Annotated in this window: 17 protein-coding genes; 13 read left to right on the top strand and 4 right to left on the bottom strand. The window is 60.2% G+C overall.

Features of this window, described 5'->3' with window-relative positions:
• The 8 genes from M5B99_RS07035 to M5B99_RS07000 form a co-directional block, all read left to right on the top strand.
• The coding region (locus M5B99_RS07035; protein ID WP_248803344.1) for an RHS repeat-associated core domain-containing protein at positions 1-786 on the top strand (786 nt) is incomplete at its 5' end.
• 13 nt (positions 787-799) lie between these two features.
• Positions 800-1,240 carry a hypothetical protein gene (locus M5B99_RS07030; RefSeq protein ID WP_248803343.1) on the top strand — a complete coding sequence of 147 codons (441 nt, stop codon included), beginning with the start codon at positions 800-802 and terminating at the stop codon, positions 1,238-1,240.
• 264 nt (positions 1,241-1,504) lie between these two features.
• On the top strand, positions 1,505-1,999 hold the full coding sequence (locus M5B99_RS07025; RefSeq protein WP_248803342.1) for a hypothetical protein: 495 nt from the start codon (positions 1,505-1,507) through the stop codon (positions 1,997-1,999).
• A gap of 235 nt (positions 2,000-2,234) precedes the next feature.
• Complete coding sequence (locus tag M5B99_RS07020) at positions 2,235-2,681, top strand: hypothetical protein (protein WP_248803341.1); 447 nt, start codon at positions 2,235-2,237, stop codon at positions 2,679-2,681.
• A gap of 440 nt (positions 2,682-3,121) precedes the next feature.
• On the top strand, positions 3,122-4,381 hold the full coding sequence (locus tag M5B99_RS07015; RefSeq protein WP_248803340.1) for an ATP-binding protein: 1,260 nt from the start codon (positions 3,122-3,124) through the stop codon (positions 4,379-4,381).
• The gene (locus tag M5B99_RS07010) at positions 4,378-4,938 is read left to right on the top strand and encodes a response regulator transcription factor (RefSeq protein ID WP_248803339.1); all 561 of its coding nucleotides are present in this window, start codon (positions 4,378-4,380) and stop codon (positions 4,936-4,938) included. Before M5B99_RS07015 ends, M5B99_RS07010 begins: the two co-directional genes overlap by 4 nt.
• A gap of 96 nt (positions 4,939-5,034) precedes the next feature.
• Positions 5,035-6,765 carry an ABC transporter ATP-binding protein/permease gene (locus tag M5B99_RS07005; protein WP_248803338.1) on the top strand — a complete coding sequence of 577 codons (1,731 nt, stop codon included), beginning with the start codon at positions 5,035-5,037 and terminating at the stop codon, positions 6,763-6,765.
• Positions 6,766-6,836: 71 nt separating this feature from the next.
• Positions 6,837-7,586, top strand: a complete 750-nt coding sequence (locus M5B99_RS07000) for a FadR/GntR family transcriptional regulator (RefSeq protein ID WP_248803337.1) — start codon at positions 6,837-6,839, stop codon at positions 7,584-7,586.
• A 177-nt stretch (positions 7,587-7,763) separates the two neighbouring features.
• Here M5B99_RS07000 and M5B99_RS06995 read toward each other — a convergent pair whose 3' ends face one another.
• Positions 7,764-7,955, bottom strand: a complete 192-nt coding sequence (locus tag M5B99_RS06995; protein ID WP_248803336.1) for a hypothetical protein — start codon at positions 7,953-7,955, stop codon at positions 7,764-7,766.
• A gap of 14 nt (positions 7,956-7,969) precedes the next feature.
• On the bottom strand, positions 7,970-9,607 hold the full coding sequence (locus tag M5B99_RS06990; protein ID WP_248803335.1) for a phospholipase: 1,638 nt from the start codon (positions 9,605-9,607) through the stop codon (positions 7,970-7,972).
• A 226-nt stretch (positions 9,608-9,833) separates the two neighbouring features.
• Here M5B99_RS06990 and kdgD point away from each other — a divergent pair, with 226 nt between their 5' ends.
• The 4 genes from kdgD to garD all read left to right on the top strand — a co-directional run bounded on the left by kdgD (position 9,834) and on the right by garD (position 15,273).
• Positions 9,834-10,745, top strand: coding sequence for a 5-dehydro-4-deoxyglucarate dehydratase (kdgD, locus tag M5B99_RS06985; RefSeq protein WP_248803334.1), 912 nt, complete (start codon positions 9,834-9,836; stop codon positions 10,743-10,745).
• A gap of 58 nt (positions 10,746-10,803) precedes the next feature.
• On the top strand, positions 10,804-12,249 hold the full coding sequence (locus tag M5B99_RS06980; protein WP_248803333.1) for an aldehyde dehydrogenase family protein: 1,446 nt from the start codon (positions 10,804-10,806) through the stop codon (positions 12,247-12,249).
• Positions 12,250-12,346: 97 nt separating this feature from the next.
• A complete protein-coding gene (locus M5B99_RS06975) occupies positions 12,347-13,708 on the top strand; it encodes an MFS transporter (RefSeq protein ID WP_248803332.1) in 1,362 nt (453 codons plus the stop codon).
• A gap of 11 nt (positions 13,709-13,719) precedes the next feature.
• Entirely contained in the window at positions 13,720-15,273 is a 1,554-nt protein-coding gene (garD, locus tag M5B99_RS06970) for a galactarate dehydratase (RefSeq protein ID WP_248803331.1), read from the top strand.
• A 157-nt stretch (positions 15,274-15,430) separates the two neighbouring features.
• On the opposite strand, the gene glsB is transcribed toward garD, so the two are convergent.
• Positions 15,431-16,339: a glutaminase B gene (glsB, locus tag M5B99_RS06965; RefSeq protein WP_103494736.1), complete on the bottom strand. Its 909-nt coding sequence runs from the start codon at positions 16,337-16,339 to the stop codon at positions 15,431-15,433.
• 203 nt (positions 16,340-16,542) lie between these two features.
• Between glsB and M5B99_RS06960 the strand changes: the two genes are divergently transcribed.
• The gene (locus M5B99_RS06960; protein WP_248803330.1) at positions 16,543-16,830 is read left to right on the top strand and encodes a PA4642 family protein; all 288 of its coding nucleotides are present in this window, start codon (positions 16,543-16,545) and stop codon (positions 16,828-16,830) included.
• Positions 16,831-17,065: 235 nt separating this feature from the next.
• Here the strand turns inward: M5B99_RS06960 and mqo are convergent, their stop codons facing one another.
• Positions 17,066-18,574 (bottom strand): malate dehydrogenase (quinone), encoded by a 1,509-nt coding sequence (mqo, locus tag M5B99_RS06955; RefSeq protein WP_248803329.1) that lies wholly within the window; start codon positions 18,572-18,574, stop codon positions 17,066-17,068.
• Between the last annotated feature and the right edge of the window lie 490 nt (positions 18,575-19,064).

Raw genomic sequence — 19,064 nt, 5'->3', positions numbered from 1 at the left:
AAGAACACTCAGACCAGCCTCTATCTCTACGAAGGCGACGGCTATGAACCGCTGGCTCGGGTCGATGGCAGCGGGGAATTGCAAAAGGTCCGTTACTACCACAACGACCTCAATGGCCTACCCGAGCAATTGACCGAAGCCGACGGAGCCACGGTGTGGCAGGCCCGCTATCGGGTCTGGGGCAACACCCTTGAAGAGATACGCGAACCCTATTACATCGAGGAACAGAACCTGCGGTTCCAGGGTCAGTACCTGGACCGGGAAATAGGGCTGCACTACAACACGTTCAGGTTCTATGATCCGGATGTGGGGCGGTTTACCACGCCGGATCCGATTGGGTTGAGAGGTGGTCTGAATTTTTATTCATATGCTCGTAACCCTTTCAGTTGGGTTGACCCGCTAGGCTTATCATGCCGTCTTAATACGGTGGGTCGAACGCCAGGCAAAAATAGCCGCACAGGAAAGGCCGTTATAGCCCGCATGCGGGCAGAAAAACGAATTATGGGCTCTGGTAAAAATATGATGTTCCGGAGTTCAACGGATAAAAAGTGGTATTCCATCAAAGACGCTGACATGGCACACCGAACAGATGCCGTCAAGTACTGGAATCAGAATGGTGGTTACCATGGAGCAAAAACCAAGGAAGTCCGAGGTTGGATGCGAGACGCTGACAACTATGAATTGGAGTACTATGGTCATAACCGTTCTCAAGGTGCCAAATTAACAGATCGCTATAGAGACCCAGGTGATTTTATTGGGCCAGCAGAAAAACCAAATTATTTTTAAAGGGTAAAAGCCGATGAAAGACCTATTCGATACCCAGCCTAAACTGGCGGAAAAAATCATGTCCCTCATGACAGAAGGTAATGAGTTCGATGAGTCTGGACAGAAGAATGAGGCCCTAGCAGCTTATCAAGAAGCATGGGAGCTATTACCTGACTTCAAACTGGATTGGGATCTATTAACAGGCTGGATTTCCGGCTCGCTATATAATTATTACCTTGATAGCTCGGACTTCAAACTGGCCAAACACTGGGCAGAGATAGCATTGAAAGGCAGAAGTTCAGAAATTGATACCGGACCAATAGTCAGCCTCGGAATAGCCTGTTTCGAGCTGGATGAGCACGAAGAGGCCTATCGACTGTTTGATGAAGCTTACCGATATGGTAAATCAAGGGCTTTCCAAGAACGACCCAAAAAATATCTTACATTTTATCTAGACAAAAAGAAAAGCAGTTAAACCAGCAAAAGCTAAAAGATTTAGATTGGGGTTGGGGTTAATTCAGTGGATAACGTATTGCCAAACGCGACGAAATAGAGTTCTGATGAGCAAATATCTATTGATACTCGAAATCGCCTCCCCTACGGCGCACCTCCAAGCTCACAGCATTCGAGAGGCAGTCGTACTCTATATTTATCTTCTTGCTACCAAGTCAAGCTACCTGCCAGCGGCATTGCCAAGATAATTCTACAGCAGGCGCCAGTCGAAACAGAGCAAACGCTCATGGATGTTTGCACCTACTCTCATCCATTCATCCACCTCGATAACCTACCTGAGGATGCTGCGGATAGCGCCATTCGCCAGTCGCTGATCGAGGACATTAACGAAGCGCTTTTGTCGCTGGCTGCGCTCAACGGCTGGGAAACAGACCCGATAGATAAGCTCCATGCTGAAATCATCAAGCGTGACTATCGGTTCACGGGTACTGCGGGACGCTCACAAAAAAAACCATCTAAAACGCTCACCGCAACGGCTGCCTGGCGCACGGATCAATACATCAACATCGGCATCTTGGTGCAGGGTTCCAAAAACATGCCTGAAGCATTTTTTTCAGCCACGCGCATCGGCATCTCACTGGGTCTTTTTGAGTCGCTGCTAGGTCCTGTTGAGTGGTTGAGCTCACGCCTCCAACCACCAACAAAAGAAATATCCCGCCAAAAAGTCTCGTATTTCCTACGCACTTCAGACGTGGGAGAATATTGTGTGCGCCCGCAGTGAGGGCTAGAGTTTGGGGGTCGCTGCAAATTCAGCGATACGGGTTTCGCAGCCCGCTAGTGAATAGGCGCACAGCGCCGCGAAAGCGGTATTTTTGTACTCGCGTTATGGCGAGCTGTGCGCAGGAGGCCTAGCCCTGCCGGTTCCTATTCACCGGTCTGCGAACCTGCGTGCAGTTCGCCACCCTTGTGTCGCAGCGAGAGTGGATGAATCCCTTATCTTGAATAGGAGAGTCTCCATGACTAGTAAGAAGATCACCCCCGATCCGCCGACCACTCGCAAAGCCCCTAGCACCGCTGATAAAGAGACGTACCTGTGCAGAATTCCGAATGGTCCTTTAGACAAGGCCGAATCGGCACTTTCAGGCACACCTCGGCTGCTCGATACCCTCGCGTTCACCTCCTCCAAACCCGTCATCCCCGAAGATCCCTGCAAGCCCACGCTGTTTGCCATCCAACCAGGCATCAATGCCCAGGATGCGCTGACCTACGTGTCGCGACTGCTCGAAACGGCTGAACTCAATGGCGACGAAATCAGCCTGCATACCAACCCCGTCGAACGGGCGCTGTTCTGGGGCATGCTGCATTCGGTGGAAGTGGCGCGGGCGGTGGTGGAGGCGTTGCTGGAAGGCTCGCCATCGCCTCATCCAGTGTCACCCTCGGTGGACAGCCATTCATTTGATTGAAGCTGAAAGGTGACAGTGAGCCTGTCACCTTTTCAGGCATGGCGATGCGGGGTGCTCCACCGATATCGCCGGCAAGCCGGCGCCTACAAATGGGTGTTCCAGCACAACAACTATCCTCATGCGCAAAAAAACTGTGGGAGCGGAGCTTGCCCGCGAAGAACGATGACGCGGTGTACCAGCAGGACCGCGGCGCACCCTTCGCGGGCAAGCTCCGCTCCCACAGTTGCGGGGTGTTTTCAGAATCCCATTCCCTTGACTGAACCACATTAGCTACGTGGCGTTTAACTGAATGGCATTAGGGCAAGCCCTCTCACTACCGCAGGCCCTTTGCCTTGAGCCGATGTTTAGCGACTGTGGCGGTTTGCCGCACATTCGCCTGTCCAGGCCACGGCTTGGTTATACTCCTGGCGATCCGCCTGGAGCACTCATCAGGAGAGCTCATGCTCGCCCCCGTTCAATTGCTGTCCGCGACCCGTCAGAACCTCTGGCGTCTGACCTTCATCCGTATTCTGGTGCTGGCCGCTCAGGCCGGTTCCGTGGGCATCGCCTACTGGTTCCAGCTGCTACCGTTGCCGTGGCTGCAACTGGCGATGACCCTGGGCTGTTCCATGGTGCTCTGCGCCTTCACGGTGGTGCGCCTGCGTACCACCTGGCCGGTCACCGAGCTCGAATACGCCGTGCAACTGGCCTGCGACCTGTTTATCCACAGCGCCTTGCTGTATTTCTCCGGCGGTTCGACCAACCCCTTCGTCTCCTATTACCTGGTGCCATTGACCATCGCCGCAGTGACCTTGCCCTGGCGCTATTCGGTGGTCCTCTCCGGCGCGGCGCTGGTGCTGTACACCTTGCTGCTGGTGCAGTTCTACCCCCTGGAAACCTTCCCGATCTCCCGGGAAAAGCTGCAGATCTATGGTATGTGGCTGAGCTTTGCCCTGGCCGCCGCGGTGATCACCTTCTTCGCGGCGAAGATGGCCGAGGAATTGCGCCGCCAGGAAGAATTGCGCGCCTTGCGTCGCGAAGAGGGCCTGCGTGACCAGCAACTGCTGGCCGTGGCGACCCAGGCCGCCGGCGCCGCCCACGAACTGGGTACGCCCCTGGCGACCATGAGCGTACTGCTCAAGGAAATGCGCCAGGATCATGCGGACCCGCTGCTCCAGGACGACCTGAGCGTGCTCCAGGACCAGGTCAAACTGTGCAAGCAGACCCTGCAGCAACTGGTTCGCGCCGCCGAGGCCAACCGCCGGCTGGCGGTGGAGATGCAGGACGTCACGGTCTGGCTCGACGAAGCGCTGAACCGTTGGCACCTGATGCGTCCGGAAGCCAGCTACCGCTTCCAGCGCCTGGGCCAGGGCGAGGTACCGCGCCTGGCACCGCCGCCGGACCTGACCCAGGCGTTGCTCAACCTGTTGAACAACGCCGCCGACGCCTGTCCCGAGGGCCTCGAAGTGCGGCTTGACTGGGATGAGGAGAATCTGACCATCAGCATTCGTGACCACGGTGCCGGTGTGCCGCTGGCCATCGCCGAGCAGATCGGCAAACCATTTTTTACCACCAAGGGCAAAGGCTTCGGCCTGGGCCTGTTCTTGAGCAAGGCCAGCGTGACACGCGCCGGCGGCTCGGTGAAACTCTACAGTCACGAGGAAGGTGGCACGCTCACCGAGCTGCGCCTGCCCCGTGTTGCCCGAGGAGAAGAAGCATGAGTGACGAGATCCAGGTCGAAGGCGAGGAACTGCCGCACCTGTTGCTGGTGGACGATGACGCCACCTTTACCCGCGTAATGGCGCGAGCCATGAGCCGCCGCGGCTTTCGCGTCAGTACCGCCGGTTCCGCCGAAGAGGGCCTGGTCCTGGCCCAGCAGGATCTGCCGGACTACGCCGCGCTGGACCTGAAGATGGACGGCGATTCCGGTCTGGTGCTGCTGCCCAAGCTGCTGGAGCTCGATCCGGAGATGCGCGTGCTGATCCTCACCGGCTATTCGAGCATCGCCACGGCGGTCGAAGCGATCAAGCGCGGCGCCTGCAACTACCTGTGCAAGCCGGCGGATGCCGACGACGTGCTGGCGGCGCTGCTCTCCGAGCATGCCGACCTCGATACCCTGGTGCCGGAAAACCCGATGTCGGTGGATCGCCTGCAATGGGAGCATATCCAGCGCGTGCTGACCGAGCACGAAGGCAATATCTCCGCCACCGCCCGCGCCCTGGGCATGCACCGGCGGACCTTGCAGCGCAAATTGCAGAAACGGCCGGTGCGGCGCTGAACCGGCGCTGAACGAATCCTTTGCAAATCGCGCTACGCCGCGTACGAATCATTTATGATCGGTTGGTGAAATTTCTTACGCCAACCGAGCCTTAGAATGACTAAGAACGCTGAATATTCCGCGGTCAACGATGCAGTAAAAGGGCACTTTTTTCGTAGGGTCTGGCAACTGGCCTCGCCATATTGGCGCAGCGAAGAGAAGGGCAAGGCCTGGTTGTTGCTGATCTCTGTGGTGGCCCTGTCGCTATTCAGTGTCGGTATTTCGGTCTGGCTGAACAATTGGTACAAGGATTTCTACAACGCCTTGCAGGAGAAAAACGGTGAGGCCTTCTGGCACCTGATCCTGTATTTCGGCGGTATTGCCGCCGTTGCCATCCTCGGCGCGGTCTATCGCCTGTACCTGACCCAGATGCTGACCATCAGTTGGCGCCGCTGGCTGACCGAGCAGCATTTCAAACGCTGGCTCGAGCACAAGAACTACTATCAGATGGAGGCGAGTGGCAACACCGATAACCCGGACCAGCGGCTGAGCGAAGACCTCAACAGTTTTACCGCCGATACGCTGACGCTGGGCCTGGGGCTGTTTCGCACAGTGGTCAGCCTGGTGTCGTTCTCGATCATCCTCTGGGGGGTATCGGGGAGCATCGAAGTCTTCGGTATCAGCATTCCCGGCTACATGTTCTGGTGTGCCTTCCTCTACGCGGCCGTCGGCAGCTGGCTGACCCGGCTGATCGGGCGTCACTTGATCCCGTTGAACAACCAACAGCAACGCTTCGAAGCCGATATGCGTTTCTCCCTGGTGCGGGTCCGTGAAAATGCGGAAAGCATTGCCCTGTATGACGGCGAGCCGAATGAAAACCAGCGCCTGAGTACGCGTTTCGGCAAGGTCTGGTCCAACTACTGGTCGCTGATGCGGGTCACCAAGCGCCTGACGTTCTTCACCGCCGGCTACAGCCAGATCGCGATCATCTTCCCGTTCATGGTGGCGGCGCCGCGCTATTTCGCCGGCAAGATCCAGCTCGGCGAGCTGATGCAGATCAACTCGGCCTTTGGCAATGTGCAGGAAAATTTCAGTTGGTTCATCGATGCTTACTCCAGCATCGCGGTATGGAGAGCGACTTGCGACCGTTTGCTGAGTTTCCGTCAGGCCATGGTCGACAATGAAGAGCGGTCACCGGCCATCGATGTGCAGAGCCAGGGCGAGGCGTTGCAGGTCAGCAGCCTGAGCCTGGATCTGGCGGACGGTCGGCATTTGCTGTCGGGTGCAAACATGAATGTCGCGCCGGGCGAGCGGTTGATGCTCAGCGGGCGTTCCGGCAGTGGCAAAAGCAGTCTGTTGCGTGCCATGGGTAATCTCTGGCCGCGTGGCGCCGGCAGTATTCGCTTGCCGGCCGGGCGCTCGCTGTTCCTGCCGCAGAAGCCTTACCTGCCGATTGGCAGCCTGCGGGAGGTGATGAGTTATCCACAGCCCGGGGACGCCTACCTGGATGAACGTTACCAGGAGGTCTTGCAGACATGTCGTCTGCCACACCTGGCCGCACGACTGGACGAGAGCAATCACTGGCAGCGTATGTTGTCGCCGGGCGAGCAGCAGCGGCTGGCCTTCGCCCGTGCACTGCTCTATACCCCGCAATGGTTGTTCCTCGACGAGGCCACCGCGGCCATGGACGAGGAGGATGAAGCGGTGCTGTATCAGGCGCTGATCGATCAGATCCCGGGCTTGAGCATTGTCAGCGTCGGCCATCGCAGCAGCTTGAACAAGTTCCACCCACGACATTTGCGTATCGAACGCGGGCACTTGGTGCCTCAGGAAGCGGTCAGCGCATAGTCAACGGTGATCGTACAACCCGGTTGAGCTATGATGCGCGCTCAGCCGTTCAGCCGAGATAGATGTTCTATATGGAAAACCAGAGCGCCGGGCTTCGCCCGACCCGAAAGCGCCGTAGTCTTGCCCAGGAACTGGTCACGGTGCTTTCCGAGCAGATCCGCGATGGCCAGCTCAAGCGCGGCGACAAGTTACCCACCGAGTCGGCGATCATGGAGGCCCATGGTGTCAGCCGCACGGTGGTGCGCGAGGCGATCTCGCGCCTGCAGGCGGCCGGGCAGGTGGAAACCCGCCATGGCATAGGCACCTTCGTGCTGGACACGCCGAGCCCCAGCGGTTTTCGTATCGATCCGGCGACGGTGGTGACCCTGCGCGATGTGCTGGCGATCCTGGAGCTGCGTATCAGCCTGGAAGTCGAGTCGGCGGGGTTGGCGGCGCAGCGCCGCAGCGTCGAGCAGTTGGCGGCGATGCGCGCGGCACTGGACGCGTTGAATGAAAGCGCGGCCCATGCCAGCGATGCGGTGGCTTCGGATTTCCAGTTCCACCTGCAGATCGCCCTGTCCACCGGCAACCGTTACTTCACCGATATCATGACTCACCTGGGCACCAGCATCATTCCGCGGACGCGCTTGAATTCGGCGCGGCTGGCCCATGATGACCAGCAGCACTATATGAATCGGCTGGGGCGTGAGCACGAAGAGATCTATGAGGCGATTGCCCGTCAGGACTCTGATGCGGCGCGGGCGGCAATGCGCCTGCATTTGACCAACAGCCGCGAGCGGTTGCGCCAGGCCCATGAGGAGGCCGAGGCGCAGAAGGGCTAAGCGAGATCAATCCGAGAGGGAGCATTCATTATTGTGGCGAGGGGGCTTGCCCCCGTTGGGGCGCGAAGCGGCCCTGAAACCAGCGACCGCACTCTGTCAGATAGATTGAGGTACCCGGGTTTACGACTGCTTCGCAGCCGAACGGGGGCAAGCCCCCTCGCCACTGTCTAGGTGTACTTAACGTTTGTGCAGGATCGTGCGATCCACACGCACCGCCCATTTCGCCGCTTTTGCCCGCACATCAAACACGACTTTGCCGGTTGCATCCGCCTTCGCCCGGGCAACTGCCACGCCATCGGCCAGCAGTTCCAGCGGCATATCCTTGAGCGACTGACCGGACGCCAGTTCGAGTTTTACGGTAAAGGTCATGACTGATCTCCCTGTCACTGATGGTTGTCGATAAAGGTGCCGGCCTGGCCGTCCAGCGTGCCGATCAGCTCCGGCGAACCGCCACGGAACTGGCGGAACACATTCCGTCCCGTTGCCCCCACTGAGCTATCCACCGGCACGGTCAAGCTCGGCTGGAAGCGCTCGGTCAGTTCGGCATAGGCCGTCCACGGGCCGATATAGGACTCGTCCAGCCCCCTGGTGTAACTGAAGGCATAGCGCACGGCGTTACCCGGCAGCCAGTTGGGTTCGCTGGGTGTCTGGCTCTGCCAACCATCGGCCTTGATCGCCGGGGCGACACCGGGCGGATTGAGGTAACCCGCCGGTTTGTTCGGCTGGTAGTCCTTGAGCAGTAGGTAGGTACTCCAACCCCACCAACTGTCGCTCTGGCTGCGGTCGTTGAGGTTGTTGACGTCGTTGCGGCGCAACACGGCCTTGCGCTTGAGGGCAAACAGCGGGGCGAAGTTCAGGCTGTCCTGGCTGTTTTCCACCTTCGCCAGGTCCGGCACCGTGCGCAGCGCGGCATAGGCCTCGGGTGGGACGACGACGCCGCTGAGAAACACCGCGAACACTTCATCCGCCGATTGCTGCACCGCCTTTTTGACCTGCACTCGGTTGCCGCTGTCGAGCGTGTCGAAGTAGCGCTTGTCGCCGTAGCAGTTCCAGCGATCGCCATGGCCATTGCTGACTTTCAGGCCGAACTTGCTGTCTTCGTCGTGCATGAAACGAGAGATCAGCGACCCCACGTCGCTGGGAGTAACACTGTCGGCCAATTGCTTGCGCGGTACGCGCAAATGGCCACCGGAGAACAGATCGGTGAGGAAATGATCGGCAAAGGCGTTCATCGCGTAGGCCAGTTCCAGATCCAGGTCGACACCGCTCTTGTGCGCCAGGGCCGCCTGTTGCAGGGCTGCGGCGTGCCCGGCCTGGTAAGCCAGCAGAACCCATTCGCCGAAGTGGTCCCAGTTGCTCGCGGCCAGTTTCAGGTAGCGGCCCAGGGGGAACAGCGGCGAGGCAAAGCTGCCGCCACCGGTAATCTTGTTCCATTCGCCGGATAGGGTATCGCCCAGTTCGTCGTAGGCTTCGTGAGGTTGCTTGCCGTCCTTGATCGCCTGGTTGGCGGCATTGATCTCGGTTTTCATCACCTGGAGGATTTTCTGCGCTTCCTCGCGGGAGGCGGGCAGCACCGCCAGCGAGTTGAAGGCCTCGGTAAAGCGTGCCTGACGGTCCGCCGGGGTGCCGCCGTCGGCGATCGGCCGGTCCGGAATACCGTAGAAGTCGCCGCCCAGGGCGACGATCTGGCCGTAGGTCAAGGCCAGACCGTTGGTCAGATGGAGTTCGACCTGCCAGGCCGGAATGGCCGGTGCGTCCTTGGCAAAACGCAGCAGAGCGCTGTCGCCGATGGCACTGTGTTCGCCACCTTCGAAGCGCGCCTGCGGCTTGCCCTTGAGCGCGTTGTCGAATGCGGTTGGCTGGTGATACTTGAGGGTGTGATGACCTTCGGCGAGCAGGATCAGCGCCGCGCCATCGCCCGGAATGGCGATGCCTTGTTCTGTGAAGAGGCTGTCCAGTTCGGCAATGACCTTGCCGTCGTGCAGCAGGAAATCCTGCGCGCGCTGTTGAGTGGCTGACATGTCTGGCTCCTTGATATGTCGTCTTTTTCGTTCAAATAAACTGTATGGATATACAGTTAAAATTGAGCTTAGATGAAAAAAATCCCACGTCAAGGAGGGAAAATCTTGTGGGATCTGTTGAGCGATTCCTGTTGACCTTTGTTATTTAAGTTGTACGATGACGTACGACATCAGCCAGTCTGCGCTGTCTCTTTCATCACAACGTGCTTTCCAGGGTGTTCGAATAATGAATCCACAAGAACTGAAGTCCATCCTCTCCTCCGGTTTGCTGTCCTTCCCGGTGACCGATTTCAATGCCCAGGGCGATTTCCATCGCGCTGGCTACGTCAAGCGCCTGGAGTGGCTGGCCCCTTACGGCGCCACCGCGCTGTTCGCCGCCGGCGGTACCGGTGAGTTCTTCTCCCTGGCGGCCAGTGAATATTCCGAAGTCGTCAAAACCGCCGTCGATACCTGTGCCGGCAGCGTGCCGATCCTCGCCGGTGTCGGTGGTGCGACCCGCCAGGCCATCGAGTACGCCCAGGAAGCCGAACGCCTGGGGGCCAAGGGCCTGCTGTTGCTGCCGCACTATCTGACCGAAGCCAGCCAGGAAGGGGTTGCCGCCCACGTTGAAGCGGTGTGCAAGTCGGTGAAGATCGGCGTGGTGGTGTACAACCGCAACGTCTGCCGCCTGACCGCGCCGCTGCTGGAACGTCTGGCCGAGCGCTGCCCGAACCTGATCGGCTACAAGGATGGCCTCGGCGATATCGAACTGATGGTGTCGATCCGTCACCGTCTCGGCGATCGTTTCAGCTACCTCGGCGGCCTGCCGACCGCGGAGGTCTATGCCGCGGCCTACAAGGCCCTGGGTGTGCCGGTCTACTCCTCGGCGGTGTTCAACTTCATCCCGAAAACCGCGATGGATTTCTACCACGCCATTGCCCGGGACGATCACGCCACCGTCGGCAAGATCATCGACGACTTCTTCCTGCCGTACCTGGATATCCGCAACCGTCGCTCCGGCTACGCTGTGAGTATCGTCAAGGCCGGGGCGAAGATCGTCGGTTATGACGCCGGCCCCGTGCGCACGCCGCTGACCGACCTGCTGCCGGACGAATACGACGCCCTGGCCGCGCTGATCGACAAGCAAGGCGCACAGTAAGAGCGAACAAACCAGGCCGCTGAGCAATCAGCGGCTTTTTCGGTTCAGGAGGTTTTCCGTGGCAGATGCAAAACGTTTCGACAACTACATCGGTGGCCAATGGGTCGCCGGTGCCGAGTACTCGGCCAATATCAACCCGTCGGACTTGTCCGATGTCATTGGCCAGTACGCCAAGGCTGACCTGGCCCAGGTACAGTCGGCTATCGACGCCGCCCGTGAGGCGTTCCCGGCCTGGTCCACCTCCGGCATCCAGGCCCGCAGCGATGCGCTGGACAAGGTCGGTTCGGAAATTCTTGCCCGTCGCGAAGAGCTGGGTAACCTGCTGGCCCGGGAAGAGGGCAAGACCCTGCCCGAAGCCATTGGCGAAGTCAGCCGCGCCGGCAATATCTTCAAGTTCTTTGCCGGCGAATGCCTGCGTCTGTCCGGCGACTACCTGCCGTCGGTGCGTCCGGGCGTCAACGTTGAAGTGACTCGTGAAGCGCTGGGCGTGGTTGGCCTGATCACCCCGTGGAACTTCCCGATCGCGATTCCGGCCTGGAAGATCGCTCCGGCCCTGGCCTACGGTAACTGCGTGGTGCTCAAACCGGCCGAACTGGTGCCGGGTTGTGCCTGGGCCCTGGCGGAAATCATTTCCCGTGCCGGCTTCCCGGCCGGTGTGTTCAACCTGGTGATGGGCAGCGGCCGGCTGGTCGGTGACGCCATGGTCAACAGCCGGAAAATCGACGGCATCAGCTTCACCGGCTCGGTCGGCGTCGGCCGGCAAATCGCGGTCAACTGCGTGTCGCGCCAGGCCAAGGTACAGTTGGAGATGGGCGGCAAGAACCCGCAGGTCATCCTCGACGATGCCGACCTCAAGCAGGCCGTCGAGCTGGCGGTGCAGAGCGCGTTCTACTCCACCGGCCAACGTTGCACGGCGTCCAGCCGTTTGATCGTCACCGCCGGGATCCACGACAAGTTTGTCGAGGCCATGGCCGAGCGCATGCGTTCGATCAAGGTCGGTCACGCCCTCAAGAGCGGTACTGACATCGGTCCGGTGGTCTCCCAGGCGCAACTGGAGCAGGATCTGAGCTACATCAATATCGGCCAGTCCGAAGGCGCCCGCCTGGTGTCCGGCGGTGAGCTGGTGACCTGCGATACCGAAGGCTATTTCCTCGCGCCGACCCTGTTTGCCGACAGCGAAGCCTCGATGCGCATCAGCCGCGAAGAGATCTTCGGCCCGGTGGCCAATATCGTCCGCGTCGCCGATTACGAAGCCGCGCTGGCCATGGCCAACGACACCGAGTTCGGCCTCTCCGCCGGTATTGCCACCACCTCGCTGAAGTACGCCAACCACTTCAAGCGCCACTCCCAGGCCGGGATGGTGATGGTCAACCTGCCGACCGCGGGCGTGGATTACCACGTGCCGTTCGGCGGGCGCAAAGGTTCGTCCTACGGTTCCCGTGAACAGGGTCGCTATGCCCAGGAGTTCTACACCGTGGTCAAGACCAGCTACATCGGTTCGTAACCTGTCTTACCCGCACGGGGCCCTTGCCTGAGGCCCCGTGCGGTAGATCACTGAATGTTTACCCGCGTAAAAAAATAAAGAGTGGGAGTACATCTACATGCAAGCGACCAAGCAGACACATGTCCGCTATTTGATTCTGCTCATGCTGTTTCTGGTGACCACGATCAATTATGCCGACCGTGCCACCATCGCGATTGCCGGCTCCAGCCTGCAAAAAAGCCTCGGCATCGACGCCGTTACCCTCGGTTATATCTTCTCCGCCTTTGGCTGGGCCTATGTGCTCGGGCAGATTCCCGGAGGCTGGCTGCTCGACCGTTTCGGCTCGAAAAAAGTCTATGCGCTGAGCATCTTCACCTGGTCGCTGTTCACCGCGCTGCAAGGTTATGTCGGCGAGTTCGGCGTCTCCACCGCCGTGGTCGCGCTGTTCATGCTGCGCTTCCTGGTGGGCCTGGCCGAAGCGCCATCCTTTCCCGGTAACGCCCGTATCGTCGCGGCCTGGTTCCCCACCGCCGAACGCGGCACCGCCTCGGCGATCTTCAACTCCGCGCAATACTTCGCCACCGTGCTGTTCGCACCGCTGATGGGCTGGATCGTATTCAGCTTTGGCTGGCAGCATGTGTTCCTGGTGATGGGGTGCCTGGGCGTAGTGTTTTCGCTGATCTGGCTGAAAGTCATCCACAGCCCGCGCCAGCACCCGATGATCAACGACGCCGAGTTCACCCATATCGCCGAGAACGGCGGCATGGTCGACATGGACCAGGGCAAGGTCGCCGATGGCGGGCCGAAGTGGGACTATGTGCGCCAACTGCTGACCAACCGCATGATGCTCGGCGTCTACCTGGGCCAGTACTGTATCAACGGCATCACCTATTTCTTCCTGACCTGGTTCCCGGTGTACCTGGTGCAGGAGCGCGGCATGACCATCCTCAAGGCCGGCTTCATCGCCTCCTTGCCGGCCATCTGCGGTTTTATCGGTGGTGTGCTGGGCGGGATCATCTCCGACTACCTGCTGCGTCGCGGCCATTCCCTGACGTTTGCCCGCAAGGCGCCGATCATCGGCGGCCTGTTGCTCTCGACCACCATCGTCGCCTGCAACTATGTGGACATCGAATGGATGGTGGTGGGCTTCATGGCCCTGGCCTTCTTCGGCAAGGGCGTCGGCGCGCTGGGTTGGGCAGTGGTTTCCGATACCTCGCCGAAGCAGATCGCCGGCTTGAGTGGCGGCCTGTTCAACATGTTCGGCAATATCGCTTCCATCACCACGCCGATCGTGATCGGCTACATCATCAGTTCCACCGGTTCGTTCAAGTGGGCCCTGGTGTTTGTCGGCGCCAACGCGCTGTTGGCGGTGATCAGCTATGTGGTGATCGTCGGTGAGATCAAGCGCGTCGAACTGCGCGAGCCGCCGGCCGGTCCCAAGCACCATAGCGAACCCCGTCTGTCCCAAGCCCATTCCTGAGGAGCGGCGTCATGCAGTTGATTGAACATTCCGACTCGCCGCGCTACATCCGCCTGCACGAGCGGGACAATGTGGTGATCGTGGTCAATGACCAGGGTGTACCGGCCGGTACCGAGTTCCCGGACGGCCTGGTGACCCGCGAGCACATTCCCCAGAGTCACAAGGTGACGCTGGTGGATATCGCCGAGGGCGGCGAAGTGATCCGCTACGGCCAGGTCATCGGCTACGCCTTGCTGCCGATTCCCCGGGGCAGTTGGGTCAAGGAAGATCAACTGCGCATGCCCACCGCGCCGCCGCTGGACAGCCTGCCGCTGTCCACCGATGTGCCGGCGGCCCAGGCGCCCCTGGAAGGCTTTACCTTCGAGGGTTATCGCAATGCCGACGGCACCGTCGGTACGCGCAATATCCTCGGCATCACCACCACCGTGCAGTGTGTCACCGGTGTGCTGAACCACGCGGTCAAGCGCATCAAGGATGAGCTGCTGCCCAAGTACCCGCATGTCGACGATGTCGTCGCGTTGACCCACAGCTATGGCTGCGGCGTGGCGATTACCGCGACCGATGCCTATATTCCGATCCGTACCGTGCGCAACCTGGCACGCAACCCGAATCTGGGCGGCGAAGCCTTGGTGATCAGCCTGGGCTGCGAGAAGTTGCAGGCCGGGCAGGTGATGCACGAGGGTGACAGTTCGGTGGACCTGAGCGAGCCGTGGTTGTATCGGCTGCAGGATTCCAGCCACGGGTTTACCGAGATGATCGAGCAGATCATGGCATTGGCGGAAACCCGTCTGAAGAAGCTCGATCAGCGGCGGCGGGAAACCGTGCCGGCGTCGGAGCTGATCCTCGGCATGCAATGCGGTGGCAGCGATGCGTTTTCCGGGATCACCGCCAACCCGGCCTTGGGTTATGCGTCAGATCTGTTGTTGCGGGCCGGGGCGACGGTGATGTTTTCCGAAGTGACGGAGGTACGTGATGCGATCTACCTGCTGACTTCGCGGGCGGAGAGCCTGCCGGTGGCCGAGGCGCTGGTGCGCGAGATGGACTGGTACGACCGCTACCTGGCCAAGGGCGAGGCCGACCGCAGCGCCAATACCACGCCGGGGAACAAGAAGGGCGGGTTGTCGAATATCGTTGAGAAGTCCCTGGGTTCCATCGTCAAGTCCGGCAGCAGCGCGATCAACGGTGTGCTCGGCCCGGGCGAGCGTTTCACGCGCAAGGGCCTGATCTTCTGCGCGACGCCGGCCAGTGACTTTGTCTGCGGCACCTTGCAACTGGCGGCCGGGATGAACCTGCATGTGTTCACCACCGGGCGTGGCACGCCTTATGGGCTGGCGATGGCACCGGTGGTCAAGGTTTCGACCCGTACCGAGCTGGCCCAGCGCTGGCCGGACCTGATCGACATCGATGCCGGGCGGATTGCCACGGGGCGGGCTTCCATCGAGGACCTGGGTTGGGAGTTGTTCAACTACTACCTGGATGTCGCCAGCGGGCGGAAAAAGACCTGGGCCGAGCAGCACAAGCTGCACAACGACATTACCTTGTTCAATCCGGCGCCGATTACCTGAGTCTCAGGATCGGCACCGGATCTTGCGGGTGCCGAGGTCGTGTGGGAGCGCAGCTTGCCCGCGAAAGGGGCCCTGAGGGCGCCAAAAGCTTCGCGGGCAAGCTGCGCTCCCACATACATCGCATTGCCAGACAAACCGGTCTCCACAAAGTTTGTGATCAGAACACCGACCAACCAATCCGCTCGCTCAGCAGTTCCAGCGCTGCCATCCCCACCAGCGAGTTGCCGGCCACATTCAGCTCCGGTGCCCAGACGCAAACGGTAAAGCGCCCCGGCACCACCGCGACAATCCCGCCACCCACGCCGCTCTTGCCCGGCAAACCGACCCGATAGGCAAAGTTCCCGGCCTCGTCGTACAGCCCGCTGGTGGCCATGATCGAGTTGACCTGCTGGGTCTGGCGCCGGGTCAGGATCTGTTCGCCGCTGTGCTTGCAGAACCCGTCGTTGGCCAGGAAGCCGAACGCCCGCGCCAGGTCGATGCAGTTCATACGCAGGGCACAGTGACTGAAATAGCTGCGCAGGACGGCTTCCACATCGTTGTGAAAGTTGCCGAACGACTGCATCAGATAGGCCATGGCCGCGTTGCGTGCCCGGTGCTGGTATTCCGACTCGGCCACCTTGCCGTCGACCATGACCTGCATATTGCCCGATAGGCGCCGGGCGAAATCGCGCATCGACAGCGCCGGAGCGGCGAAGCGCGATTGATTGATATCGCAGATCACCAGGGCCCCGGCATTGATAAACGGGTTACGTGGACGGCCGCGTTCGAACTCCAGCTGCACCAGCGAGTTGAACGGCTGCCCGGAGGGTTCATGGCCCAGCCGTTCCCAGATCGCCTCGCCGGAGTGGTTGATCGCCTGCACCAGGCTGAAGACCTTGGAAATACTCTGGATCGAGAACGGTGTCTGCGCGTCGCCGGCACAGAACATTTCGCCGTCATTGCCATACACGGCAATACCCAGTTGATTAGCCGGCACATCTGCCAGCGCCGGAATGTAATTGGCCACCTTGCCCTGGCCGATCAATGGCCGGACTTCATCGAGGATCTCGTTCAACAGCGCTTGCATGCTCGGGCTCGCAGTCACTTCCCGCCGGGTTGCGGGGCTACATGCTGCTAGACGCTGCGTGCGGGCTTCGGAGCACAGTTTTTACCCTCGGGGTTTCACCGTTGGCGCAGGAGCGGAGCGGATCAGTTAGTACTCGTTGAGACCGGAGCAGAGGCGGGGGTAAACTGCCTGCCCCGTGTAATGTCTGTTGGCTGGAGCCGGTAATGCGCAAAGATAAGAAACAGGTGATTGGTGACGAGATCGGCGATGCGCAGATCAAGTTGTTTCTCGATTTCGAGCCGGTCGACGCCACTTCGCCGTCCCTGCACAAACTGATCAAGGCCTACCGTGGCCTGCGTATCGACGATTTCGAGCGTTTCCTGGTGTTCTTCAAGGAAGCCGGTTACGACCTCGATGGCAAGGACGAACACGGCCAGGACTTCGTGGGCCTGATCCGCGATCAGCGCAACGCCGGCGACTATATCGAGCTGATCGATAACGCTCGCGGCTGATCCGAACCTTTGCGGCGAGCGAGCTTGTTGTGGCGAGCGGGCTTGCCCGCGCTGGGCTGCGAAGCAGCCCTAAAGCCAGCGACCTCATAGTGTCAGGCAGAACGCAATCACAGGTTTTGCGACTGCTTCGCAGCCCAGCGCGGGCGAGCCCGCTCGCCACTTTTTGCGGTTCTGATCCAAAGAAAAACGCCCCGCTCTTCAACCGAAGGGCGGGGCGTTTTTGTCAGCGATCAGCTCAAGCGTAGCTTTCGGTCTCGCTGCTCGGCTCAACCAGTTCCAGACGCAGGTTGTTCTGTGCGTTGATCTGGCGATACAACTGCGCATCCGTTTCCAGGACCTTTTCCCGTGCCGGGAAGATCTCATGGAGCTTGGTCGCCCACTCACCCTTGGCTTTTTCCGGGAAGCAGCGTTCGATCAGTTCGAGCATGATCGACACCGTTACCGATGCGCCCGGCGAGGCGCCGAGCAGGGCGGCCAACGAGCCGTCCTTGGCCGCCACCAGTTCGGTACCGAACTGCAGGACGCCGCCTTTCTTCGGGTCCTTCTTGATGATCTGCACCCGCTGGCCGGCCGTTTCCAGGCGCCAGTCCTCGGCTTTCACCTCCGGATAGAAGCGGCGCAGGGATTCCAGGCGCTGTTCCATGGACTGCATCACTTCGCTGATCAGGTACTTGGTCAGGTCCATGTTGTCGCGGGCCACGGCCAGCATCGGGCCGATGTTGCCGGCACGTACCGAGAGCGGCAGGTCCATCAGCGAACCGTGCTTGAGGAACTTGGTGGTGAAACCGGCATAAGGCCCGAACAGCAGGGATTTCTGGCCGTCGACCACACGGGTGTCCAGGTGCGGCACGGACATCGGCGGCGAACCCACGGCGGCCTGGCTGTAGACCTTGGCCTGGTGGTGCTTGACCACTTCCGGGTTGTCGCAACGCAGCCACTGGCCGCTCACCGGGAAACCGCCGAAGCCTTTGCTTTCCTCGATACCCGAAGCTTGCAGCAACGGCAACGCCGCGCCGCCGGCACCGAGGAAGACGAACTTGGCATCGACGTCACGGCTGTTACCGCTGTTCACGTCCTTGATGCTCACGGTCCAGCCGGCGCCGTTGCGCTTGAGGCCGGTGACGCGCTTGCAGTACTTGACCTGGGCGTCGGGCGCACTGGTCAGGTGCTTGAGCAACTGATTGGTCAGGGCGCCGAAGTTGACGTCGGTACCTTTCATCACACGGGTCGCGGCAATCGCCTCGTCGGCCGGACGGCCCGGCATCATCAGCGGCATCCACTCGGCCATCTTCGCGCGGTCTTCGGTGTATTCCATCTCGGCGAAGGCGTGGTGCGGATGCAGGGCTTCAAAGCGCTTCTTGAGGAAGGCCACGCCCTTGTCGCCCTGGACGAAGCTCAGGTGCGGCACCGGACTGATGAAGGACTTGCACGAACCGAAGGTGCCTTTCTGCGCCAGATAGGCCCAGAACTGCTTCGACACCTCGAACTGGGTGTTGATGTGCACGGCTTTCTTGATGTCGATGGAGCCGTCAGCCGCCTGCGGCGTGTAGTTCAGCTCGCACAGCCCGGCATGACCGGTACCGGCGTTGTTCCACGGGTTGGAACTCTCCGCGGCACCGGAATCCATCAGCTCGACGACTTCCAGCTTGATCGCGGGGTCGAGCTCCTTGAGCAGCACCGCAAGGGTGGCACTCATGATGCCGGCCCCAACCAGGACCACATCAACTGCTTCGTTATGCGCCATTAACGCGTCTCCAAAATCTGCAGCACCACATTGACGGCATGGCTGCCGGGCATGGGCGGGGCACGTTTGACGTTAGCCCAGCAATGACCCGACCAGGATGGCCATGTCCGATTCTTCGCAATTTCTTGCAACTTCAGCGGACGCTGCCGGTGGGCCCAAAGTGCGTATGAACGCATGTGCGGGCAACACGGGCAATTCGACTTATGGTCAAGAGCGTCCGATTCGTGCAACCAAATCCGTAAGCGAACAGGTATCAAGCACCTGTCGGGGTGTATCGGGTCCTGTGTGATGAGGCTGTTGGGGACGCTGATGGTGCTTGTTCAGACGCGAAACTATTCATTTGTTCGCCACACTCTCGTGAAGTTGTGAAAACCCGTTTTTTCACGCTCTTTTGAAGACGTGAACCTCAAAAAAGGGCTGCCGCGGTCTGTCACCGGGCCCGCGGTGCGAATACCGGCCGGGAAGGGCAGGCGGCACGGGCCAACAACTC

It is taken from the genome of Pseudomonas sp. MWU13-2100 (assembly GCF_023242365.1).
Taxonomy (GTDB): Bacteria; Pseudomonadota; Gammaproteobacteria; order Pseudomonadales; family Pseudomonadaceae; genus Aquipseudomonas.
The sequence above is the reverse complement of the archived record's forward strand: the minus strand, read 5'-3'. Positions and strand labels throughout refer to the sequence as shown.